The sequence below is a fragment of the Lentzea sp. NPDC054927 genome, assembly GCF_053610285.1.
In genome coordinates, this window is sequence record NZ_JBSGXZ010000013.1 from 99,408 (window position 1) to 121,283 (window position 21,876).

General features: G+C 68.3%; 22 protein-coding genes and 1 pseudogene. 12 read left to right on the forward strand and 11 right to left on the reverse strand.

Translation table 11 applies throughout. The features are described 5' to 3' along the window. Positions 1-123 precede the first annotated feature (123 nt). Together icmF and ACWGE0_RS20185 are read left to right on the forward strand one after the other, a co-directional pair. Positions 124-3,342: a fused isobutyryl-CoA mutase/GTPase IcmF gene (gene icmF, locus ACWGE0_RS20180; RefSeq protein WP_452262417.1), complete on the forward strand. Its 3,219-nt coding sequence runs from the start codon at positions 124-126 to the stop codon at positions 3,340-3,342. Between the two features lie 155 nt (positions 3,343-3,497). Next, a complete protein-coding gene (locus tag ACWGE0_RS20185; RefSeq protein ID WP_452262418.1) occupies positions 3,498-3,773 on the forward strand; it encodes a hypothetical protein in 276 nt (91 codons plus the stop codon). Between the two features lie 181 nt (positions 3,774-3,954). On the opposite strand, the gene ACWGE0_RS20190 is transcribed toward ACWGE0_RS20185, so the two are convergent. Together ACWGE0_RS20190 and ACWGE0_RS20195 are read right to left on the reverse strand one after the other, a co-directional pair. Further along, positions 3,955-4,635, reverse strand: a complete 681-nt coding sequence (locus ACWGE0_RS20190) for an MOSC domain-containing protein (RefSeq protein ID WP_452262419.1) — start codon at positions 4,633-4,635, stop codon at positions 3,955-3,957. Between the two features lie 4 nt (positions 4,636-4,639). Then, positions 4,640-5,074: a nuclear transport factor 2 family protein gene (locus tag ACWGE0_RS20195; protein ID WP_452262420.1), complete on the reverse strand. Its 435-nt coding sequence runs from the start codon at positions 5,072-5,074 to the stop codon at positions 4,640-4,642. 82 nt (positions 5,075-5,156) lie between these two features. Between ACWGE0_RS20195 and ACWGE0_RS20200 the strand changes: the two genes are divergently transcribed. The 3 genes from ACWGE0_RS20200 (at position 5,157) to ACWGE0_RS20210 (ending at position 7,923) form a co-directional block, all read left to right on the forward strand. Beyond that, positions 5,157-5,720, forward strand: coding sequence for a CGNR zinc finger domain-containing protein (locus ACWGE0_RS20200; RefSeq protein WP_452262421.1), 564 nt, complete (start codon positions 5,157-5,159; stop codon positions 5,718-5,720). A gap of 82 nt (positions 5,721-5,802) precedes the next feature. Next, positions 5,803-6,960, forward strand: a complete 1,158-nt coding sequence (locus ACWGE0_RS20205) for a hypothetical protein (protein ID WP_452262422.1) — start codon at positions 5,803-5,805, stop codon at positions 6,958-6,960. 273 nt (positions 6,961-7,233) lie between these two features. Next, positions 7,234-7,923, forward strand: coding sequence for a family 16 glycoside hydrolase (locus tag ACWGE0_RS20210; RefSeq protein ID WP_452262423.1), 690 nt, complete (start codon positions 7,234-7,236; stop codon positions 7,921-7,923). Between the two features lie 90 nt (positions 7,924-8,013). On the opposite strand, the gene ACWGE0_RS20215 is transcribed toward ACWGE0_RS20210, so the two are convergent. Beyond that, entirely contained in the window at positions 8,014-8,664 is a 651-nt protein-coding gene (locus ACWGE0_RS20215) for a hypothetical protein (RefSeq protein WP_452262424.1), read from the reverse strand. Between the two features lie 97 nt (positions 8,665-8,761). Between ACWGE0_RS20215 and ACWGE0_RS20220 the strand changes: the two genes are divergently transcribed. Beyond that, complete coding sequence (locus ACWGE0_RS20220; RefSeq protein ID WP_452262425.1) at positions 8,762-10,393, forward strand: GAF domain-containing protein; 1,632 nt, start codon at positions 8,762-8,764, stop codon at positions 10,391-10,393. 15 nt (positions 10,394-10,408) lie between these two features. On the opposite strand, the gene ACWGE0_RS20225 is transcribed toward ACWGE0_RS20220, so the two are convergent. Next, complete coding sequence (locus ACWGE0_RS20225; RefSeq protein WP_452262426.1) at positions 10,409-11,059, reverse strand: response regulator transcription factor; 651 nt, start codon at positions 11,057-11,059, stop codon at positions 10,409-10,411. Between the two features lie 84 nt (positions 11,060-11,143). Between ACWGE0_RS20225 and ACWGE0_RS20230 the strand changes: the two genes are divergently transcribed. Further along, a complete protein-coding gene (locus ACWGE0_RS20230) occupies positions 11,144-11,947 on the forward strand; it encodes a universal stress protein (RefSeq protein WP_452262427.1) in 804 nt (267 codons plus the stop codon). Here the strand turns inward: ACWGE0_RS20230 and ACWGE0_RS20235 are convergent. Beyond that, on the reverse strand, positions 11,934-12,491 hold the full coding sequence (locus ACWGE0_RS20235; RefSeq protein ID WP_452262428.1) for a YceI family protein: 558 nt from the start codon (positions 12,489-12,491) through the stop codon (positions 11,934-11,936). The genes ACWGE0_RS20230 and ACWGE0_RS20235 overlap by 14 nt on opposite strands. Positions 12,492-12,699: 208 nt before the next feature. Here ACWGE0_RS20235 and ACWGE0_RS20240 point away from each other — a divergent pair. After that, positions 12,700-12,840, forward strand: a pseudogene (locus ACWGE0_RS20240) (MarR family transcriptional regulator); the annotation flags it as partial. Here the strand turns inward: ACWGE0_RS20240 and ACWGE0_RS20245 are convergent. Further along, the gene (locus ACWGE0_RS20245) at positions 12,807-13,019 is read right to left on the reverse strand and encodes a hypothetical protein (RefSeq protein WP_452262489.1); all 213 of its coding nucleotides are present in this window, start codon (positions 13,017-13,019) and stop codon (positions 12,807-12,809) included. The pseudogene ACWGE0_RS20240 and the gene ACWGE0_RS20245 overlap by 34 nt on opposite strands. 4 nt (positions 13,020-13,023) lie before the next feature. Beyond that, positions 13,024-13,968, reverse strand: coding sequence for a GlxA family transcriptional regulator (locus ACWGE0_RS20250; protein WP_452262429.1), 945 nt, complete (start codon positions 13,966-13,968; stop codon positions 13,024-13,026). 71 nt (positions 13,969-14,039) lie between these two features. Here ACWGE0_RS20250 and ACWGE0_RS20255 point away from each other — a divergent pair, with 71 nt between their 5' ends. Next, positions 14,040-14,189 (forward strand): hypothetical protein, encoded by a 150-nt coding sequence (locus ACWGE0_RS20255; protein WP_452262430.1) that lies wholly within the window; start codon positions 14,040-14,042, stop codon positions 14,187-14,189. Here the strand turns inward: ACWGE0_RS20255 and ACWGE0_RS20260 are convergent. Next, entirely contained in the window at positions 14,182-15,336 is a 1,155-nt protein-coding gene (locus tag ACWGE0_RS20260; RefSeq protein WP_452262431.1) for a citrate/2-methylcitrate synthase, read from the reverse strand. The genes ACWGE0_RS20255 and ACWGE0_RS20260 overlap by 8 nt on opposite strands. A gap of 42 nt (positions 15,337-15,378) precedes the next feature. Here ACWGE0_RS20260 and ACWGE0_RS20265 point away from each other — a divergent pair, with 42 nt between their 5' ends. Further along, entirely contained in the window at positions 15,379-16,500 is a 1,122-nt protein-coding gene (locus ACWGE0_RS20265; protein ID WP_452262432.1) for a citrate synthase, read from the forward strand. 51 nt (positions 16,501-16,551) lie between these two features. Here the strand turns inward: ACWGE0_RS20265 and ACWGE0_RS20270 are convergent, their stop codons facing one another. Then, positions 16,552-17,412 carry an alpha/beta fold hydrolase gene (locus tag ACWGE0_RS20270; RefSeq protein ID WP_452262433.1) on the reverse strand — a complete coding sequence of 287 codons (861 nt, stop codon included), beginning with the start codon at positions 17,410-17,412 and terminating at the stop codon, positions 16,552-16,554. A gap of 91 nt (positions 17,413-17,503) precedes the next feature. On the opposite strand from ACWGE0_RS20270, the gene ACWGE0_RS20275 reads away from it, so the two are divergent. Further along, the gene (locus ACWGE0_RS20275; RefSeq protein ID WP_452262434.1) at positions 17,504-18,112 is read left to right on the forward strand and encodes a TetR/AcrR family transcriptional regulator; all 609 of its coding nucleotides are present in this window, start codon (positions 17,504-17,506) and stop codon (positions 18,110-18,112) included. A 59-nt stretch (positions 18,113-18,171) separates the two neighbouring features. Continuing rightward, the gene (locus ACWGE0_RS20280) at positions 18,172-19,269 is read left to right on the forward strand and encodes an acyltransferase family protein (protein ID WP_452262435.1); all 1,098 of its coding nucleotides are present in this window, start codon (positions 18,172-18,174) and stop codon (positions 19,267-19,269) included. Here the strand turns inward: ACWGE0_RS20280 and ACWGE0_RS20285 are convergent. Both ACWGE0_RS20285 and ACWGE0_RS20290 read right to left on the reverse strand, forming a co-directional pair. Next, positions 19,232-20,938, reverse strand: a complete 1,707-nt coding sequence (locus ACWGE0_RS20285) for a 1-deoxy-D-xylulose-5-phosphate synthase (RefSeq protein ID WP_452262436.1) — start codon at positions 20,936-20,938, stop codon at positions 19,232-19,234. The two genes, ACWGE0_RS20280 and ACWGE0_RS20285, sit on opposite strands and share 38 nt — an antisense overlap. Continuing rightward, entirely contained in the window at positions 20,928-21,869 is a 942-nt protein-coding gene (locus ACWGE0_RS20290; RefSeq protein WP_452262437.1) for a 4-hydroxy-3-methylbut-2-enyl diphosphate reductase, read from the reverse strand. The genes ACWGE0_RS20285 and ACWGE0_RS20290 overlap by 11 nt, the downstream gene beginning before the upstream one ends. Positions 21,870-21,876: the final 7 nt, after the last annotated feature.

Sequence of the window (21,876 nt, forward strand, 5' to 3'; positions counted from 1 at the left end):
TGCACGAAGTGCTCCGCGAGCGAACCTGTGGCCTGCCGGGCGACGATGTGATTTTCGTGCTCGATACAGAGACCTGGGCCACCCTCAGTTGCACGTCCAATAGTAGGAAGTCAAACTATTCTCATGGCGGTCACCACTTCTGGCACTCTGCACAAGCCGGCGAACCCGGTGCGGTTTGTGACCGCGTCCAGCCTGTTCGACGGCCACGACGCGGCGATCAACATCATGCGGAGGATCCTGCAGTCGCAGGGCGCGGAGGTCATCCACCTCGGCCACAACCGGTCGGTGGCGGAGGTCGTCAACGCCGCGATCCAGGAGGACGCGCAGGGCATCGCGATCAGCGCCTACCAGGGCGGGCACGTCGAGTACTTCTCGTACCTGGTTGAACTCCTGCGGGAACGCGGCGCCGGGCACATCAGGGTCTACGGCGGCGGTGGCGGTGTCATCGTCCCCGAGGAGATCGAGCTGCTGCACTCGCGCGGGGTCGCGCGGATCTTCTCGCCGCAGGACGGGCAGACGCTCGGCCTGGCCCGCATGATCAACCTGATGATCGAGGAGTGCGACCACGCGCTCACCGAGCCGTTCAGCCACGACGCGTTGCTGACCGGCGCGGACGACGCCCTGGCGCGCGCGATCACGCACATCGAGGCCGGCACCGCCGAGGGCGTCGAGACCACCCGCAAGGTGCCGGTTCTCGGCATCACCGGCACCGGTGGCTCTGGCAAGTCGTCGCTCACCGACGAGCTGGTCCGCCGCTTTCGGCTCGATCAGCAGGACAAGCTGCGCATCGCCGTCCTCGCGGTCGACCCCACGCGCCGTCGTGGTGGTGGCGCGCTGCTCGGCGACCGCATCCGGATGAACTGCCTCGACGGCGACCGCGTGTTCTTCCGTTCGCTGGCCACGCGCCGTGCGGGCAGCGAGATCCCGGACGGGCTGGAGCAGGCCATCGTGGCGTGCAAGGCGTCCGGTGCGGACCTGGTCATCGTCGAGACGCCCGGTATCGGTCAGGGTGACGCGGCGATCGTGCCGTTCGTCGACTTCTCGCTGTACGTGATGACGCCGGAGTTCGGTGCCGCGTCGCAGCTCGAGAAGATCGACATGCTCGACTACGCCGACGCCGTGGCGATCAACAAGTTCGAGCGCCGCGGTGCCGAGGACGCGCGCCGCGACGTGGCACGGCAGATGGTGCGCAACCGCGAGGCGTTCGGCGTGAAGTGGGAGGAGATGCCGGTCTACGGCACGTCCGCCGCGACGTTCAACGACGACGGTGTCACCGCGCTCTACCAGTTCCTGCGTGACGGTCTCGTCGAGCACGGCCTCCAGACAGAAGAAGGCGCGCTCGCGACCGTCAACGGCAAGACGTCCACCAGCGCGTCCACGATCGTGCCTGCCGCACGCGCGCGCTACCTGTCCGACATCGCGGACACCGTGCGCGGCTACCACCGCAAGACCGACGAACAGGTCGAGGCGGTCCGTACGCACACGCAGCTCACCGGCGCGCAGAAGGCGTTGGAAGCAGCCGGAAAGGCCGTCTCGGACATCGCCGAACTGGCGGACGCGGCGGAGCGCAAGCTCGACCGCGACACCGCGGAGCTGCTGGGAGGCTGGGAGAAGACCCGCGAGCAGTACTCCGGCGACGAGCTCGTGTTCAAGGTGAGGGACAAGGAGATCCACACCAAGCTCACGCGGGAGACGTTGTCCGGCAACCAGGTCCGCCGGGTCAGCCTGCCGCGCTACGACGACGAGGGCTCGCTGCTGCGGTTCCTGCGCAAGGAGAACCTGCCGGGCTTCTTCCCGTACACCGCGGGCGTTTTCCCGTTCAAGCGCGAGGGCGAGGACCCGGCGCGCATGTTCGCCGGCGAGGGCGACGCGTTCCGCACCAACCGCCGCTTCAAGTACCTCTCCAAGGGTAACCCGGCCACGCGGCTGTCCACCGCGTTCGACTCGGTGACGCTCTACGGCCGCGACCCCGACACCCCGCCGGACGTCTACGGCAAGATCGGCACCTCGGGCGTCTCCATCGCGTCGCTGGACGACATGAAGGCGCTGTACGACGGGTTCGACCTCGTCGCGCCGACGACGTCCGTGTCGATGACGATCAACGGCCCGGCGCCGACGATCCTCGCGTACTTCCTGAACACCGTGATCGATCAGGAGGTCGGGAAGTTCAGGGACGCGGAAGGCCGTGAGCCGAACGCCGAGGAGTACGAGAAGGTCAGGGCGTTCGCGCTGGCCAACGTCCGCGGCACCGTTCAGGCCGACATCCTCAAGGAGGACCAGGGCCAGAACACCTGCATCTTCTCCACGGAGTTCTCGCTGCGGATGATGGCGGACATCCAGGAGTGGTTCATCCAGCAGCAGGTCCGCAACTTCTACTCGGTGTCGATCTCCGGCTACCACATCGCCGAGGCCGGCGCGAACCCCATCAGCCAGCTCGCCTTCACTCTCGCCAACGGCTTCACCTACGTCGAGTCGTACCTGGCGCGCGGCATGAACATCGACGACTTCGCGCCGAACCTGAGCTTCTTCTTCTCCAACGGCATGGACGCCGAGTACAGCGTCATCGGCCGGGTCGCCCGCAGGATCTGGGCCGTGGCCATGCGCGACCGCTACGGCGCCGCGGAGCGTTCGCAGAAGTTCAAGTACCACGTGCAGACCTCGGGCCGTTCGCTGCACGCGCAGGAGATGGACTTCAACGACATCCGCACCACCCTGCAGGCCCTGTGCGCCCTGTACGACAACTGCAACTCCTTGCACACCAACGCATACGACGAGGCGATCACCACTCCCACGGAGTCGTCCGTCCGCCGCGCGATGGCCATCCAGATGATCATCAACAAGGAGTGGGGCCTCTCCGCCAACGAGAACCCGCTGCAGGGCTCGTTCGTCATCGACGAGCTGACCGACCTCGTCGAAGAAGCGGTGCTGATGGAGTTCGACCGCATCTCCGAACGCGGCGGCGTGCTCGGCGCGATGGAGACCGGCTACCAGCGCGGCCGCATCCAGGACGAGTCGATGCTCTACGAACAGCGCAAGCACGACGGCTCACTGCCGTTGATCGGCGTCAACACCTTCCTGCCGGAGGACGGCACGCGCGAGGTCGTGAAGATCGAGCTCGCCCGCGCCACCGAGGAGGAGAAGGAGTCGCAGGTCGACCGCACGCGGGCGTACCAGGCGGCGCACCGCGACGAGGCGCAGAAGGCGCTCGCCCGGCTGCGTGAGGTCGCGCAGACGAACGAGAACGTGTTCGCCGTGCTGATGGACGCGGCGCGCGTGTGCACGCTCGGCCAGATCACCGAGGCGTTCTTCGAGGTGGGCGGCCAGTACCGGCGCAACATCTAGGCACACCAACGACAAGACGAACGCTCATCAACCGAAGTTGATGAGCGTTCGTCTTGTTTTAACCTGCATTAACATCCGTCGAGACGTTCCGGCACCCTTACGAGTGTTGGCAGCGGGGGCTGCCAAAGTGCGCATTGAATGCCTTGGGGGCACAGATGCACGGCATCAGACGTGTTTTCAGCCTGCTCGCGATCATCCTGGCCATCGGGGCGCTGACGGTGCCCGCGGGCACCGCGTCACCCGGCAGCGCTGCGGAAGGCGAGACGACGATCGCCGCGGCGCCCTACGACACCGTCACGACCCAGGAGGCCTGGCTGCGCCAGTGCGCAAGCCTGAGCTGCGGCTATCACGTTCTTCGAGGTGGGCGGCCAGTACCGGCGCAACATCTAGGCACACCAACGACAAGACGAACGCTCATCAACCGAAGTTGATGGGCGTTCGTCTGGTTTTAACCTGCATTGACATCCGTCCAGGCGCTCCGGCACCCTTACGAGTGTCGGCAGCGCTGCGGAAGGCGAGGCGGCGATCGCCGCGGCGCCCTACGACACCGTCACGACCCAGGACGCCTGGCTGCGCCAGTGCACACCGAGGACATCCACTCGTAGCCCGCCGCTAGACCGCGTAGGGCCGGCCGACGATCCACCCGCCGATGTGGTCCGGGAGCTCGTCGGTCGGCACCAGCTCCACCGCGTCGCCCACGTTGACCACGCCCGGCCGGATCACCCAGCTGTCCAGGCACAGCACGCCACCGAACTCGTGCCGGATCCGCCGGTGCACGTCGAGGTCCTGCGCCCCGGTGTCCGGGTCGATGGTCGTCACGACGCAACGGGCACGCTTGTTGTGCATGCCGATCACGACGTCTCCGATCACCAGCGCGTGCCCCGGCCAGCTGTCCTCCTCACCGGCCTCGACGCCGCCGATGAGGATGTTCGGCCGCAACCGCCGCACGTCGACGCCCGCCGCCTCGACCTGGCCGTCCGTGGCCACCAGGACGTTGAGCACGTCGAAGCGTTCCGGTCCGGCGTAGTGGGTCAGCCGGCCGCCGTAGGGGAGCACCAGCTCGTGCGCCGCCCAGCTGTCCCACGGGTGTCCGTCGACCAACGGGCCGTCCGGGCCGGTGGAGGCGGGGATGGTGAGCAGGCCGTACCGGGTGCGGCCGGTCAGGACACCGCGCGGTCCCTGCACGTGCACGAGACGGTCGCCCTCGACCCCGTCGGAGGTGAAGGTGGCCTCCTGCAGCGGTTCGCCGCCCAGTGACTTCACCGGGTAGCGCCACAACGATTCGACGTGCATCGCGCTACTCCGTCGGGATGTCGTAGGTGGACCGAGGGTCGATGCGGCGCTCGGATTCCAGGATCTTCACGTCGTTGATGCTCGCCTCACGCCGCGCCATCAGGCCGGACGGCGCGAACTCCCAGTTCTCGTTGCCGTAGCTGCGCCACCACTGGCCCTCGTCGTCGTGCCACTCGTACTGGAAGCGCACGGCGATGCGGTCGTCGCCGAACGCCCACAGCGACTTGCGCAGCACGTACTCGTGCTCGCGCTCCCACTTCTTGGTGAGGAAAGCGACGATCTCGTCGGTGCCGCGGACGAACTCGGACCTGTTGCGCCACACCGAATCCGGCGTGTACGCGCCGGCCACGCGCTGCGGGTCGCGGGTGTTCCAGGCGTCCTGGGCCGCCTGCACCTTGAGCCGGGCGGTGTCGGCGTCGAACGGGGGAACTAGCTTCACGAGCAGTCCTTCCAACGGTTGGGCGACGTTGTAAACGTTAGAACGAGAACCTAACGGATGCAAGCCTGTGTTACCGTTAGACGTGCTGACGCCCGACGAACCCCGTCCGGTCCTCCTGATGAACACGGTGTGGGCCAATCGGTCACAGGTGTACGACGACCTGACCACTGTGAGCGGGCTTCGCGACTTCCTGGGGGTACCGGCGGATCAGGGCGATCTCACGGCTTTCCGCGCGCTGCGGCAGGCACTTCGCGACCTGGCCGGTGTGCTCACGGAGGACACGCGTGCGGTCGCGCAAGACCGTGATCTGGCGCGTGCGGTGGGTGAGGTGAACCGTGCGGCGAGGAGCGCGCGGCAGTGGCCGCAGCTGGCGGTGCGCGACGGGGAGCTGTTGCGGCACAACGAAAGTGAGGGCTCGCTTGCACTTCAGGCGCTCGCCTCGATCGCCGCGGAGGCCGTGGAGCTGTTCACCGGCGAGAACCGGGTTCTGTTGCGCGCCTGTTATGCGCCGGGCTGCGTGCTGTACTTCGTGAAGGACCATCCACGCCGCGAATGGTGCTCGCCGTCGTGCGGCAACAGGGTCCGCGCGGCACGCCACTACCGGCGCAATCGGGGTGAATCGCCTGGTCCGAACGGGTTTTCCTGATCGCGGAGGCTACACAAGAGCCGCCCCAGTTCCGATATACGGAAGAACGAGTTGGGCGCGTTTTGTGTGGTGGTGATCCGCGATGTCCCGAGAATCCGTGCCAGGTCACGACATCAGCTATCACCTCGTCTGTTTCGACGAGACCGGCAACGAGCGGGGGCGTGAGAGCGCGGACGTCGTGTACGACGCCCGCGGTGGTGTCACCGATGTGTTCTTCTTCATCCACGGGTGGAACGGCGATGTGCCCGCCGCCCGTCTGCAGTACGGGCAGTGGGTCAGGACGATGGCCGACTGCCGCGCCGAACGTGAAGCGGCGCACCGGCTTCCCGGCGGCTTCAAGTCGTTGCTCGTCGGCCTGCACTGGCCGTCGAAGGCGTGGGGCGACGAGGACGTCCGGTCCGACGAGTTCATCAAGGCACAGGCTCAGCGCCTCGGTGGAGGCGCCGGCCGCACCGCCGCGGTGCGCACGATCGTCGAGGCCGCGCGCGAACATCCGTGCCGGATGTCGGCCGCGGTCAAGCAGGCCTACGACTACCTGGAGAGCTCGGTACCCGACCTGCCGGGCGACGACGGGATGGTGTTCGACGCCGAGCAGCTCTACCGGGCGTGCCTGGAGGATCCGGCGCTGGGCGGGATCCTGTCACCGTTGCGGATCCTGACGTTCTGGAAGATGAAGCGGCGCGCCAGGGTGTTCGGCGAGAGCGGTGCCGCGCGCCTCGCCCGCGAGGTCGCCCAGGCCGCCCCGAACGCCCGCGTCCACCTGATGGGCCACAGCTTCGGCTGCATCACCGCGACCGCGATGGCGAACGTGGTGCCGGCCGCGACGCTGACCCTGGTGCAGGGCGCGATGTCGCTGTGGTCGTTCGCGGAACGGCTGCCCGGCGAACCCGGCTCCGGCTACTTCCGCGGCGTGCTCGGCCGGGTGCCGGGCCCGATCATCGTCACGACCTCCCAGCACGACCACGCGATCGGCCGCTTCTACCCGCTGGCCGCGAGGTCGGGCCGCCAGGTCGACCTGGACGAGTACCCGAAGTACGGCGGCATCGGCTCGCACGGCGTGCAGGGCACCTACGTGCACGGCCACAACATCGGATCTCCTGGTGAGCTGAGCAGGGGGCAGGTGCACAACGTCGACTGCACCTCGGTGATCCGCCGTGTCGATGGGATCGCCGGTGCGCACAACGACATCTGCCACCCTGAATTGGCCCGTTTGCTGTGGCGGGCGGTGATGACGCGCTAGTGCCGTGACCGCCAACCTTCGCCGCGTCTTCAACGCTCAGCAGGGCGCCTCACGGCACCGCCCCACGCCCACAGCCAACCAGGATGAGGACGCGGGGGCGGCACCGCGATGCACCCGTCTGACCGCCGAACACGGGGCAAAGGCCGGCGGCCACGGCACTAGATATTGTCCGTTTTCAGAAACACGCGATTCCGTTGACTGCTCCGATGTCTCGGTTCTACGGTGGGTTGCACCGTCGCTGCCGAAAAACCTCGGAGCCGAGGACGGTAACAAATGTTTCGTCGTCCATTGTGGATAGCCGCTGCCTTCGTGCTGGCGCTCGTCGCGGGCATGACCCCGGCGCGAGCCGCGGATCCCGTGCTGGTGCCCATCTTCGACGGCAAGACGCTCGACGGGTGGACCGCCCACGCGAAGGACGCCTTCGTCGTGAAGAACGGCGCGATCCACAGCCAGAAGAACGCGTCGCGCGGCTGGATCTACTACAACAAGCAGCAGTACAAGAGCTTCCGCTGGATCTTCAAGCTGCGCCAGGTCTCCGGCAACCACAAGCCGACCGTGCTGATCTGGGGCAAGATCGCGACACCGCCCTTGAACGGCCTGGGAGCCATCCAGTTCCAGCCGCCCAACGGCGGCGCGTGGGACTACCGGCCGGGCCACAACAACGGCGGCGGCAAGCTGTTCACGAAGTACCCGCACCCGAGCTGGGACGTCAAGAAGTGGGCTCAGTGCGAGATCCTGGCCAACGGTGAGACCGGAATCGCGCGCATGGCGTGCTGCCCGCTGCCCGACGGCGCCACCAAGTGCAAGGCGCAGGAAGTCCTGAAGTTCGAGGACAAGAAGGAACCCGCCGGCCGCGAGGCGCCGCTGGCGATCCAGATCCACAACAAGGGCATCGAGGACGAGTACAAGGACCTCGTCGTCGAGTCACCGGTCGCCGACCCGACGAAGTTCATCACCACATGACCAACGGGAACAGAGCCTCCGGGTAGAGGGAACCGTGCCCGCCCGCGCCGCGAGTCAGTCGACCCCCGCGCGGCGTGGGGCGGCCACGGTCTACTCCGCGCCCAGCCGCAGGACCATCTGCGGCACCAAGGTGCTGCCGAGGCACGGGCGCAGGTCCGCGCGCAACGCGGACAGGCTGATCGGTTCTGGCGGCGGGGTGACGGCGATCCCGACGGTCCCCGCGGTCAGCACGACGCGTTGCATCGCCTGCCCCGCACGGATCTCCGCCGCGGCCCCCTGGTTGAACGTGCACAGGACCAGCTCGCTGCCGTCCTTCACGTGCACCCACGCCCGTTCCACTTCGGCCGCGCGCGACAACAACCCGCGCCACAAAGCCAGTTCGGGGAACGCCGTCCACGTGCGACGGTTCGTGCGCAACGCGTGCAACAACGCCAGCACGTCCGGGCTCGGCTCCTGATACCCGCCGAGCCGCACGGCCGCCGCCGCGTCCGACGCGCTCGGACCGGGCAGCAGCGTCACGAGTGGACGGATCCCGTGTCCTTGCAGGGCCAGCCGGACGTTGAGCAGCGCGACACCGCACTCGATCCGGGTTTCCCTGTTGTGCGGTGAGGTCGTGTGCAGCTCGATCTGCTCGGAACGCACCTCGAACCGCACATCGGGCGTCGACGCTCTCGCGAGCGCCAGGACGCCGCGCACGTCCTCACCCGTGAGTCCGAGTGAGTCGGGCACAGCGATGGTCATGCCAACACTGTCCGGGCGGGGCCGTTGGCGGGCCACGGTCGAAGGTCCTCATTTGCTAGGGCCGTGCGGGGCCGAAAAGTGTGCGAATCTAGTCGTCGTGTCTGACGTGCCTGGTCGCCGGGACCTCGACGAGCTGCTCGACGAGGTGCGTGATCGCATGGACGAGATCGTCACCACTCGTGACCACATGCAGGAGCTGCTCGGCGCCGTGCTCGCCGTCGCGTCCGGGCTCGAACTCGAACCCACGCTACTGCGGATCGTCCAGGCGGCCGTCGACCTCGTCGGGGCCCGCTACGGCGCGCTCGGCGTGCTCGGCACGCGCGACGACCTGTCCGAGTTCCTCCACGTGGGCGTGGAGGACGAGACCCGCAAGTCGATGGGCCATCTGCCAGAAGGCAAGGGCCTGCTCGGTCTGCTCATCAAGGACCCGACGCCGCTGCGGTTGCGCGACCTGGCCCAGCACGACATGTCGGTCGGCTTCCCGCCGAACCACCCGCCGATGCACAGCTTCCTGGGCGTGCCGGTGCGCGTGCGCGACGAGATCTTCGGCAACCTCTACATGACCGAGAAGATCGACGCCGCCGAGTTCACCGCCGACGACGAGGCCGTGCTGCTGGCGCTGGCCGCCGCCGCGGGCATCGCGATCGAGAACGCGCGGCTGTTCGAGCGTTCCCGCATGCGTGAGCGGTGGCTGGAGGCGATCGGCGAGGTCAACTCGGAACTGCTCGGTGGAGCGTCCGGCGAGTACGCCCTGCGCCTGATCACCCAGCGCACCGTGGAACTGACCGGTGCCGACTCCGCCCTCGTCGTGCTCGGCGACGGTCAGCACACGCCGCTGCGGGTCGCGGCGAGCGCGGGCGTGAAGATCGACGACTTCAACGCCTCCGACTACGCCGTCGACGAGGTCGTCCGCTCCGGCATCCCGCTGCTGGTGGACGACCTGGGCTCGGCGTTCGGCCCCGCCCTGGCCGTCCCGCTGCGCTCCGGCCCGGAGGTCACCGGTGCTTTGGTGGTGCTGAGGAAGGGCGGCGAGACGCGGTTCCTGCCCGACCAGGTGCCGGTGCTGGCGTCGTTCGCGGACCAGGCGGCGGTGGCGCTGGAGTTCGCAGAGCAGCAACGCTCGCAGCGCCTGCTCGACGTGCTGGAGGACCGCGACCGCATCGCCCGCGACCTGCACGACCACGTGATCCAACGCCTGTTCGTCACCGGCCTGACCCTGCAGGCGACCATGCGCCGTATCACCGAACCGGAGGTCGCCGCCCGCCTGCAGACCGCCGTGGAACAGCTCGACGAGACCGTGCGCGAGATCCGCACGTCCATCTTCGACCTGCACTCGACCGACAACACCTCGCTGCGGCGCAGGCTGCTGGACCTCGTCGCCGGTCTGACCGAGGCCACGCACCTGTCGCCGGCGGTGCGGATGTCCGGCACCGTCGACAACTCCGTGCCCCCGGAACTCGCCGAACACGTCGAGGCGGTGGTGCGCGAAGCCGTCACGAACGCCGTGCGGCACGCCGAAGCGACCGAGCTGACCGTGCTGATCGACGCCGCCGAGGACGTCGTGATCACCGTGCAGGACAACGGGATCGGCATCCCAGCGGACACCGCGCGCAGCGGCCTGCGCAACCTCGCCCACCGCGCGGCGAAGTTCGGTGGCTCGCTCGCGGTGCGGGCGACGGAAGGCGGCGGCGCCTGCGTGGTGTGGCGAGTCCCGCTGCCAACCGAGTAACTGCCCGCCGACCAGCTAGTGGGGCCTGTCGACGTCCTTGCGGAACTGCGACGCGAACACGGCGGCCTGGGTGCGGCGTTGCATGCCGAGCTTCGCCAGCAGGTGCGAGACGTAGTTCTTGACCGTCTTCTCGGCGAGGAACATGCGTTCGGCGATCTGCCGGTTGGTCAGGCCCTCGCCGATGAGGTCGAGCACCGTGCGCTCCTGCTCGCTGAGCATGCGCAGCGGGTCGCCCTCCTCGCGTTCCCGGCGGATGCGGTTGAGCAGGGCGGAGGTGGTGCGGGCGTCCAGCAGGGACTGGCCGGCGGCGACCGTGCGGACGGCGTTGACCAGGTCGGCGCCCAGGATCTGCTTCAGCACGAAGCCGGAGGCGCCCGCCATGATCGCGTCGAACAGGGCCTCGTCGTCGGCGAAGCTCGTCAGCATCAGGCACTGCAGGCCGGGCAACCGGCTGCGGAGCTCGCGGCACAGCTCGATGCCGTTGCCGTCGGGGAGCCTGATGTCGAGCACCGCCACGTCGGCGCGCGCCGAGGGCACCTTGGCCAGGGCCTCCGCCACCGACGCGGCGTCGCCGACCACTTCGAGGTCGGATTCCTCGCCCAGCAGGTCCGCGATGCCGCGGCGGACGATTTCGTGGTCGTCGACCAGGAAGACTCGCGTCGCCATGGAGGTCACGGTAGCCCAAAGACCCTGACATGAGGGGACCAACGGCACGCGGCTCGCTACATCATCTGGGCCTACTTTGGGATCATGAGCAGTCTTCCCGTTGTTGTCGGAGTCGACGGTTCCTCGTCCGCGCTGGCCGCGGTGGCGTGGGCGGCTCGGGCCTGTGCGCGGCATTCGGTGCCGTTGCGGCTGGTGCACGCGTACACGCTGCCGACACGCGGGTACCCCGAGGTCATCTCATCAGCGCGTGAGCTGCGGTCGGCGATGTACGACCAAGGGCGGATGTGGCTCTCTCAGGCCGTTGCCGTCGCACGGGCAGAAGCGCCTGATGTGCCTGTTGAGCACGACCTCCGGATGGAACACCCCACGCCCGTGTTGCTCGCGGAGTCTGCACGCGCGCGGGAAGTGGTGGTGGGGTCGCACGGTCTGGGCGGGTTCACCGGAGCCTTGGTGGGCTCAACGGCGGTGGCGCTGTCGGCGCACGGTGAGTGCCCGGTAGTGGTGGTGCGAGGCAACGGACATGACGGGCCCGTGGTGGTGGGTGTCGACCTCTCACCCGGCTCGGACCCCGCTCTGGGCTTCGGGTTCGAGGAGGCGGCGGCGGCCGGGGTGCCGCTGGTGGCGGCGATGGCGCACGTCGACGAACAGTCGTCGCTGCTGCACACGCGAATGTCCGGGTGGCTGGAGAAGTACCCGGACGTCGCGGTGGAACAGCTCGTGGTGGGGGAGCGGCCGATCCCCCTGCTGCTGGAGCTGGGGGAACGCGCCGGACTGCTGGTGGTCGGTTCACGGGGGCGTGGCGGGTTCGCCGGGATGCTGCTCGGGTCTACCTCGCAGGCCCTGATCTACCACGCCCCGTGTCCGGTGGCCGTGGTCAGGCCTGCTTGACCGCGGAGATCTCGAACTCCAGGACGACCTTCTCGCTGACCAGCACGCCGCCGGTCTCGAGGGCGGCGTTCCAGGTGACGCCGTAGTCCTTGCGGTTGATGGTGTGCGAGCCCTCGAAGCCCACGCGGGTCTGGCCGTACGGGTCGACGGCGGTGCCCTCGAAGGCGAACGGGATGGAGATGCTCTTGGTGACACCCTTGATGGTGAGGTCACCGGTGATCTCGAAGTTGTCGTCGTCGATCTGCTTCGCGGAGGTCGAGACGAACGTGATCTCCGGGTAGGTCTCGGCGTCGAGGAAGTCGTTCGTCGCCAGGTGACCGTCGCGCTGCGCGTTGCGGGTGTCGATGCTCGCGACCTTCAGGGTCACCGCGGCGGTGGTGTTCTCCGGCTTGTCACCGTCGATCGAGATCTTGCCGTCGAACTCGTTGAACGCACCACGAACCTTGGTGACCATCGCGTGGCGTGCGACGAAGCCGATGCGGGAGTGCGAGCCGTCGATGACGTAGTCGCCGGTCAGTGCGGAGAGGTTGGTGGCGGTGGTCATGGTGATGTGTCCTTCGGTTGCTCGATTTGGTTGAAGTGTCATCCACCTTGCCGGAACGTGGATGATGTGTCAACTATTCCCGTATGCTGAACGAGTGACACGATGGTTGGAACCTGAGCAGCAGCGGGCGTGGCGTGCGTACGTCCGCATGCAGGGGGAGCTCAATGCGCACCTGAACAGGCAGATGTCGGTCGATTCGGACATCTCGATGGCCGACTTCGCCGTCCTCGTTCAACTCACGGACAGGCCCGACGGGCGTGTGCGCGTGTTGGAGCTCGCGCGGTACCTGCACTGGGAGAAGAGCCGCATCTCACATCACGTGGCCCGGATGGAGAAGCGCGGGCTGGTGCGCAGGGAGAACTGCAGCAGCGACGGGCGCGGGTCGTTCGTCGTGCTGACCGACCAGGGCCGGTCCGCGATCGAGGCAGCCGCGCCCTCGCACGCCGAGATCGTGCGGGCGCTGGTGTTCGACCAGCTCTCCGACACCGAGGTCGAGGCGCTGCGGGAGATCTCCGAGAAGATCTTCACGCGCCTAACGACAGGAGAATGTGCGGCGGTAATCGCTCGGAGCGACGCCGACGACCCGATGGAAGTGGTGCCGGAGGAGGGCGGCTGTCCCGAATCCGGATCTGGCGGCGACGGCGTCGACGTCCAGGTCGGTCTCCTCGAGGAGCCGGCGCGCGTGCAGGACCCGCTGGAGTGACAGCCACTTGTTCGGGGTGGTGCCGGTCTCCGCGACGAACCTGCGCGCGAACGTCCGCTCGGACATGACGGCGAGCTTCGCCATCGTGGCCACCGTGTGGTTGTCCGCGATCGTGCCGAGCACCTGCTCGAGCACCGGTTCGAGGCTGTCGGAGCTGCACTCCGGGATCGGCAGCTCCACGAACTGGCGCTGACCGCCGTCGCGCTGCGGCGCCACGACCATCCTGCGCGCGATGATGTTGGCGACCTTGGTGCCGAGCTCCCGGCGGACCAGGTGCAGGCACGCGTCGATGCCCGCGGCCGTGCCGGCGCTGGTGATGATGTTGCCGTCGTCCACGAACAGCACGTCCGGGTCGAGCTGCGCCTTCGGGAAGCGTTCGCGGAACTGCCGCACCTCGTGCCAGTGCGTGGTGCAGTGCCGGTCGTCGAGCAGGCCCGCCGCGCCGAGGATGAACGCCCCGCTGCACACGCTGAGGAGCGTCGCGTCGGTCTCTCTGAGCGCTTTGACGAGCTTCTCCGGGTAGTGGTCGCGGACCCGCGCGGCGGGGAGTGCGACGAGGTCGACGCTCTGCAGCGCGTCGAACCCGTACTCCGGCGTGATGCTCACGCCGCGGATGCTCGTCGGTACCGGCGAGTGCGGGGTCTCGCCGCACACGCGGAAGTCGACCAGCGGCACGCCCTCCTCGGTCCGGTCGATCCCGAACACCTCGCAGAGCAGGCCGAATTCGAACGGCGCGACGCCGTCGATGAGGGGAACCGCCACCGATCGCAGCATGGCAGGATATTAGCGCGCCACGTCAGATCTGCCACTGTTGGCAGGATGTAGTAGGTCGCAAACTTAGTGCCATGACTCTTGCAGCGATCGTCCTCGTGGTGGCAGGCATCTCCGTCTGGCTCGACCGGCACCGTGACCGCACCGCCGGCCTGGCAGGCTCGACCGACGTCAACGACCGTGACCGCACCCGCGTGCGCAACGACCTGCGGTACCTCACCTGACAGCAGGCCGGGTGATTGTGCGCCGGGTGATGGTGGGCTGCGTGATGGTCGGCTGGGGTCCCGTGTAGCGGGCGACCGGGCGGATGATCTTCGTGTCCTCGGACTGTTCGAGCGCGTTGGCGCACCACCCGATCACCCGGCTGCACGCGAACGTCGGCGTGAACATCTCCCGCGGGATATCGCACAGCTCCATCACCACGCCGGCGTAGAACTCCACGTTCGCGTACAGCTGCCGGCCGGGCTTGAGCTCGGCCAGCAGCTCGGTGACCTTCTGCTCGACGGTGACGGCGAACTCGGTCAGCGGCGTCGGGTGCTCCAGCGCGATCTCCTTGAGCAGACGCGCCCGCGGGTCCTCCGTCTTGTAGACGGCGTGCCCGAAGCCCATGATCCGGTCGCCCTGCTCGATGCGGTCCCTGACCCAGACGTCGATGTTGTCCGGCGACCCGATGAGGTCGAGGGCCTCCAGCGCCCGGTCCGGCGCACCGCCGTGCAGCGGTCCGGAGAACGTCCCGATCGCCGCCGTCACGGCCGACACGACGTCGGCACCCGATGACGCGACCACGCGTGCGGTGAACGTCGACGCGTTGAAGCCGTGGTCGATCGTGGCGATCAAGTACTGCTCTACTGCACGGCTCGTCCACGTTGACGGCTCCAGTCCAGTCAACATGTACAACCAGTTCGCCGACGTTGACAAATCAACCCTGGGGTTGACGGGATCAAGTCCCAGCTTGAGCCGGTGCAGTGCCGCGAGGATGGTCGGCGTCATCGCGCTGATCCGCAGCGCGTCCGCCTTCCTGGTGCTCATCGGCGCGTCCCACATCGGTTGCGCCGGCAGCATCGACAACGCGGTCCGGAGCCCGGCCAGCGCCGTGCAGCCCGATCGCGCGATCGCCGGCAGTACCTCGCTGACAGCCGCTGGTAGCTGCCTCAGCGCGGCGGTGCGCGTCGCGAACAGCGCGGCCTCGTCCCTGCTCGGCAGGCGGCCCTCCGCGAACAGGAACCACACCTCCTCGAACGACCGGGTCCTGGCCAGCTCGATCGCGTCGTGCTCGCGGTAGTGGTAGTAGCCCGCGGCACCGTTCACGTCCCCGATCAGGGTCGTGGTGACGACGACGTCTTTAAGCCCTTTGGGTGCATCAATCAACATGGACACCAGGCTCCGTCAACATGTCTTGTACAGTCAACGTTGATGGAATCAATGTTGACGACGAATCAAGCTGCCCGGCGCCTGGGCGTGAAACCGGCGACGGTCTACGCGTACGTCAGCCGTGGGCTCCTGACCAGCACGAAGCTCAACCGCCAGAGCATGTTCGGCGTCGCCGAGGTGGAAGCCCTGGCACAACGCACTGGTGCACGCGGAGCAGTGGCCGCTGTGACCGATCGCATCCGCACCCGCATCTCCCTGCTGGAGAACGACCGCCTCTACTATCGCGGCCGGTCCGTCCCCGAACTCTCGAGCACCAAGCGCTTCGAGGACGTCGCGCACTGGCTGTGGACCGAGAGCGACTCGACGGGCATGCAGTTCCCCGAGGGCCAGGAGATCTGGATGGCCCTGCCCGACAGCGCCACCCTCACCGACCGGGTCCGCGTGGCCATCGCCCTGGCCAGCGTCGGCGACCCGCTGCGCTACGACCTGGACCGGGCCGTCACCACGGCCAAGTCCCTGATCGCCGACGTCGTCGAGTCCCTGACACTGGTGGGCAGGCCTCAGGGCACCGACATCGCCGAACGCCTGTGGGCCCGCCTCTCGCCGGAGCCCGCCCAGCCGGACCTCCTCAACGCCGCCCTGATCCTGCTGGCCGACCACGACCTGGCCATCTCGACCATGGCCGCCAGGGTCGCCGCCTCCGCCCACGCCAACCCGTACGCCGTCGTGTCCGCGGGCATGGGCGCCATGGAGGGCCAGAAGCACGGCGCCGCCACCACGATCGCGTACCGGTTCCTGCTGCAGGCCCAGTCCGATCCGATGGGTACCGTCGCAGAGCACCTGCGGTCAGGCCACCCCATCCCGGGCTTCGGTCACCGCGTCTACTCCGCACGTGACCCGCGCGCCGACCACCTCTTCGCCCTGCTGCGCAGCCACGGCGATCTGGTGGCGGACAAGGTGATCGCCACCCAGCCGCAGACGTTCCCGAACGTCGACCTGGCGCTGGCCCAGTTCGCCCTGCTGTTCAAGATGCCGCCGGACGCAGGCGAGGCGATCTTCGCGATCGCACGGGTCGTGGGGTGGATCGCGCACGCGATGGAGGAGTACCGGGAGCCGGGGCTGCGGTTCCGGACGATGGGTGTGTACACAGGCGACAGGCCGTAGCCGCGTGAGGCGCCAGGCGACCCCCAGGACGCCTGGCACCTCAGAGCTCGTTCAGTCCGGCAGGCCGGCGTGGTTCTCCTTGGCGAAGGCGAGGATCCGCGCGATGGTCAGCTCGGGTTCCTCCAGGTTCAGCGCATGGGTCGCCCTGGGCACGATCTCGGTGCGCACGTGCGGGACGAGGGACTCGACGCGCGCGGCGAGCTCCCGTGCGTCGAGCAGCGTGCGCTCGCCCAAGATGAAGTAGGTGGGCACGTCGATCGACCGCAACTCGTCGTCGGTGAACACGTGCTGCGGAGCCATCTGGACCTTGTACTTGAGGCCGCGGAACACCAGCGGGCGCATCGTGTGGCGCACGGCGGGATCGCCGGCGCTGACCCGGCGCAGGATCGGGGCGGGCAGCCACCAGCGGGACAGCTCGCCGATGCTCCAGAGGACGAACCTCAGGAAGGCGATCCCGAACCCGCCCGGTTCGACTGCGAGGACGCCGGCGACCCCGGTGGGACGCCGGGTGGCGAGGTTCAACGCCAGGTAGGCGCCGCGCGAGATCCCGACCAGGTGGACCTTCTCGTGGCCGAGGCCCGCGAGGACGTCGGCGAGCCAATCCGCCTCGTCGTCGGTGCTCTCCAAGGGCCGAGTCTGGACCGAGTGCCCCGGTTCACCGATCGTGTCGACGGCGTACACGGTGTGCCGCGCCGCCAGTTCGGCGACGAAGGCGTACCAGGACAACGACGTGCCCATCGCACCAGCCAGCAGCACGATCGGCGCACCGGTGCCGCTGCGCCGGACGCGGGTCGAGCCGAACCGCGTCTCCACGTCCAGTTCCTCCGACGGCACCGGCCACTTCCGCCGGATCGCCTCGTAGGTGGCGAAGTACCGCTCCTGTGCCTTCTGGTCCACGAACTTCCCGACCATCACACCCCCCAGGTAGTTTTTCTAATGCAGATGCAATGTAACAGCGTCGCGTGGTGCCCGTCGACACCGGCCGCTGTGACACAGTGATCACATGCCGAAGCGCGTCGACCACGAGGAGAAACGGCGTGACCTCGCGGAGGCGCTCTTCCGGATCGCTTCGACGCGAGGCCTTCAGTCGGTGACGTTGCGCGCGGTCGCGGCGGAGGCGGGCGTGTCGATGTTCCAGATCCAGTACTACTTCCCGACCAAGGAAGAGATGCTGCGTCACGCCTGGCAGCGGATCACCGAGCTGGGCGCCGAACGTGCCGGGCACCGCATCGCGGAGGCGATGCGGACGAGTGACGAACGCGCCGTCATGCGGGCATGTCTGCTCGCGGTCCTGCCGACGGACGAGCGCAGCCGCATGCTCTGCGCGGTGCAGATCGCCTACTTCGCGCTGGACGTCACGCGCGGCGGTCAGGCGCCGGACCAGCAGGCGATGATGCCCTACCTCGTGCGCCTGCTCGTTGACCAGCTCGGACTCGCCCGGAAACGCGACCGGGTCCCATCACACCTCGACCTCCAGCTGGAGGCGGACGCGCTCGCGACCATGACGGGCGGCCTGCTCAGCGCGATGCTGGTCGATGCCTACGACGTGGACCAGGCCACGCGGATCGTCGACTACCGGCTCGACCAGCTGTTCGGCAGTGAGGCCGGCTAGCGAGGTCTGCCGCTCTTGGGCTCTGGCGTGATCGCATCGCGAAGCGGACCATCGAAACCATGAGATTGTCCGCTGTGGACAACCTGAAGGTGATCCTGGTGGCGTGGGTCATCGGTGGCCACGCGCTGCTCGGCTACGCCGCGATCGGCGGCTGGCCGTACGACGAGGTCAACGAGGTCACCTTCCACCCCGGCGTCGAGACCGCTCTGGCGGCGTTGGTCGGCCCGTCGGGGTTGTTCTTCATGGGCACCTTCTACTTCATGGCCGGGATCTTCACGCCCGGCTCGATCGAGCGCAAAGGTTCCAGGAGGTTCATCACCGAACGCCTGATCCGGCTCGGCACGCCGTGGATCGTCAGCGCTGTGGTCGTCTGGCCGACGTTCGTGTGGATCGCCTACAACGGAGCCGGGCGCAACGTCTCGTGGTGGCATGCGTTCACGCACCGCGACCCGTTCCTGGACAGCGGGTCGTTGTGGTTCGTCGGCGTGCTGCTGATCTTCTCGATCGCGATCGCCCTGGGCCCGCCGATCAAGGAGCGCGCCATCACCCCGAAAACGGTGGTGGGCATGACCATGTTGGTGGCCGGAACCACGTTCCTGACGCGGCTGGTGTTCCCCGCCCGCAGCGGACAGGTCGGCGACCTGCACCTGTGGTGGTGGCCGCAGTGCCTCGGCATGCTGCTGCTCGGCGCGATCGGCGGTCGCAAGCTCGCGGAACGGGTGCCGGACGAGATCTACCGGATGACCCGCAACGTCGTCATCGCCACCATCGCGGTCCTGCCGATCGCCGCGGTGCTGCTCGGAGTGCTGGACCTGGCCAGGAACGCCGACCCGTTCCTCGGCGGATTCACCTGGCAGGCACTGACACTTGCGGTGATCGAAGGAATTCTGGTGGTGGCGGGGAGTTTGTGGCTGATCGGGCTGGCGCAGCGCAGGCTGACCCGCCAGGGGCCCTTCGCCGAGGGGCTGGCGCGGTCCGCCTACGTCGCGTTCGTCGTGCAGGGGCCGATCCTGCTCAGCCTCGCGACCGCCCTGCGCCCACTGGAGCTGCCGGCCGAGGCCAAGGCACCGCTGGTGGGCGCGGGAGCGATCGCGTTGTCGTTCGCGATCGGCTGGTACGTCACTTCACGCCGAGGCGCTTCAGCACGCTCGTCGTGATGCCGGCCGCGTCCAAGCCGTGCGCGCGCAGGATGCGGGCGCGAGAGTCGTGCGGCAGGAAACGGGGCGGTAGCGCGAAAGTCGCGACACAGGTCGATGTACCGGTCAGTGCCTGACCGAGCCGTGCGCCCAACGCACCCGTTGACGTCGTGTCCTCGACAGCGAGCACCAAACGGTGCTGCCCGCTGTACTTGACGAGGTGCGGATCCAACGGCGCGGTCCAGCGCGGATCGACCACGGTGACGCGTACGTCGTGCGCGGCCAGTTCCTCGGCGGCGGCCAGGCACGGTCCGGCGAGAGGGCCGACCGCGATCAGCAGCACCTCGGCGTCCGGTACCTCGTGCAGCACGTCGAAATGGCTCACCCGGCGCACGGCGGGCACATCGGCGCCGACGGAAGCCTTCGGATAGCGCACGACCGTCGGACCGTCCGACACGTCGACGGCCTCGCGCAGCAACTCGGCCAGCGAAGCCGGATCGCGGGGAGCGGCCAGCCGCAGGCCGGGCACGACGGGCAGGATCGAGGCGTCCCACATGCCGTGGTGCGAGGCCCCGTCCGGACCGGTCACGCCGGCGCGGTCCAGCACGAACGTCACGGGTAACCGGTGCAGCGCCACGTCCATCAACAGCTGGTCGAACGCCCGCGACAGGAAGGTCGCGTAGACGGCGACGACCGGGTGCAGCCCGCCCATCGCCATGCCGGCGGCGGACGTCACGGCGTGCTGCTCGGCGATGCCCACGTCGAAGACCCGCGACGGGAACTTCGAGGCGAACGGCCGCAACCCCACCGGTTCCAGCATCGCCGCGGTCAGGCAGACGACGTCGGGACGTTCCGCACCGATCGCCAGGATCTCGTCGGAGAACGCGTCGGTCCAGGTCCGGCCACCGGACGCACCGGAAGCGCCGACCGCGTGCATCCGATCGGCCTCGTCGGTCTCCGCGGCGTCGTAACCCTTGCCCTTCACCGTCTTGCAGTGCACGACGACCGGACGCCCCAGAGTTTTCGCCTCCCACAGTGCGTTCTCGACGGCGTGCACGTCGTGGCCGTCGACCTCGCCGATGTAGGCCAGCCCCAGCGCCTCGAAGAGACCACGGGCCGACCCGTTCAGCAACGACGCCGCGAACCCTCCGGCGGTCGGGTCGTAGGAGCGGCCGTTGTCGTTCAGCAGCACCACGACCGGACGGGACGAGCCGCCGATGTTGTTCAACGCCTCCCAGCACATCCCGCCGGTCAAAGCTCCGTCACCGACGATGGCCACGACCCGGCGCTCGGTGCCGCCCAGCTCGAACGCCTTGGCCAGACCGTCCGCATAGGACAGTGCGGTCGAGGCGTGCGAGTTCTCGATGACGTCGTGCGCGGACTCGGCCGCGGACGGGTAGCCGGACATGCCACCGGCCTGGCGCAAGGAGTCGAAGTCCGAGCAACGGCCGGTCAGCATCTTGTGCACGTACGACTGGTGCCCGGTGTCGAACAGCACCACGTCGGTCGGCGAGGTGAAGACCCGGTGCACCGCGATGGTCAGCTCGACCGCGCCCAGGTTCGGCCCGAGGTGGCCGCCGGTCCGGTGCACCTTGGAGATCAGGAACGACCGGATCTCGCCCGACAGCGCGCAGAGCGAGGCGGAGGGAAGCGCCCGGACGTCCGCGGGCGAGGTGATGTCAGCCAGCACGGCGCACCGCCAGCGGCAAGGTGAAGGCGATCGTCTCGGTCGCCGCCGTGTGCGTGGACACCGACACCGAACCCAACGCCTGCAACGCGGACACGACCTCGTCCACCAGTTCGGGAGGGGCCGAGGCACCGGCCGACAACCCCACCGCCGACACCCCGTCCAGCCAGGCCGGGTCGATCTCCGAGGCGTCGTCGATCAGGTAGGCGGGTGTGCCGCCCCGCGCCGCCAGCTCGACCATCCGCACCGAGTTGGAGGAGTTCTTCGAACCCACGACCAGCACCAGGTCCGACCGAGCGGCGACGTCCCTGATCGCGACCTGCCGATTCGTGGTGGCGTAACAGATGTCGTCCGACCCCGGCCCGCGCAGCTGCGGGAACTTCCGCTCCAGAGCCTCGATCACCTCAAGCGTCTCGTCGACGGCCAGCGTCGTCTGCGTCAGGTACGACACCGGGCCGGAGATCTCCAGCGCGTCGACGTCCTCGACGGTCTCGACCAGCACCATGCGCTCGGGAGCTTCTCCCAGCGTGCCTTCGACCTCCTCGTGCCCGGCGTGCCCGATCAGCACGATCGTGTCGCCGCGGTCGGCGAAACGGCGTGCCTCCGCGTGCACCTTGGTCACGAGCGGACAGGTCGCGTCCAGCACGTCCAACGACCGCTCCACGGCCTCAGCGCGCACAGCGGGAGAGACGCCGTGCGCGGAGAAGACCGCCGTGGCACCACGAGGTACTTCCGACAGCTCCTCCACGAACACAGCGCCCCGAGCCTCCAGCCCACGCACGACGTGGACGTTGTGCACGATCTGCTTGCGCACGTAGATGGGGCCGCCGCGCTGGTCGAGAAGTCGTTCCACGATCTCGATGGCCCGCTCGACCCCGGCGCAGAACGACCGGGGTGAGGCGAGCAGCACCGAACGCGGCGGGTGTTCCGTCATCGAGTGC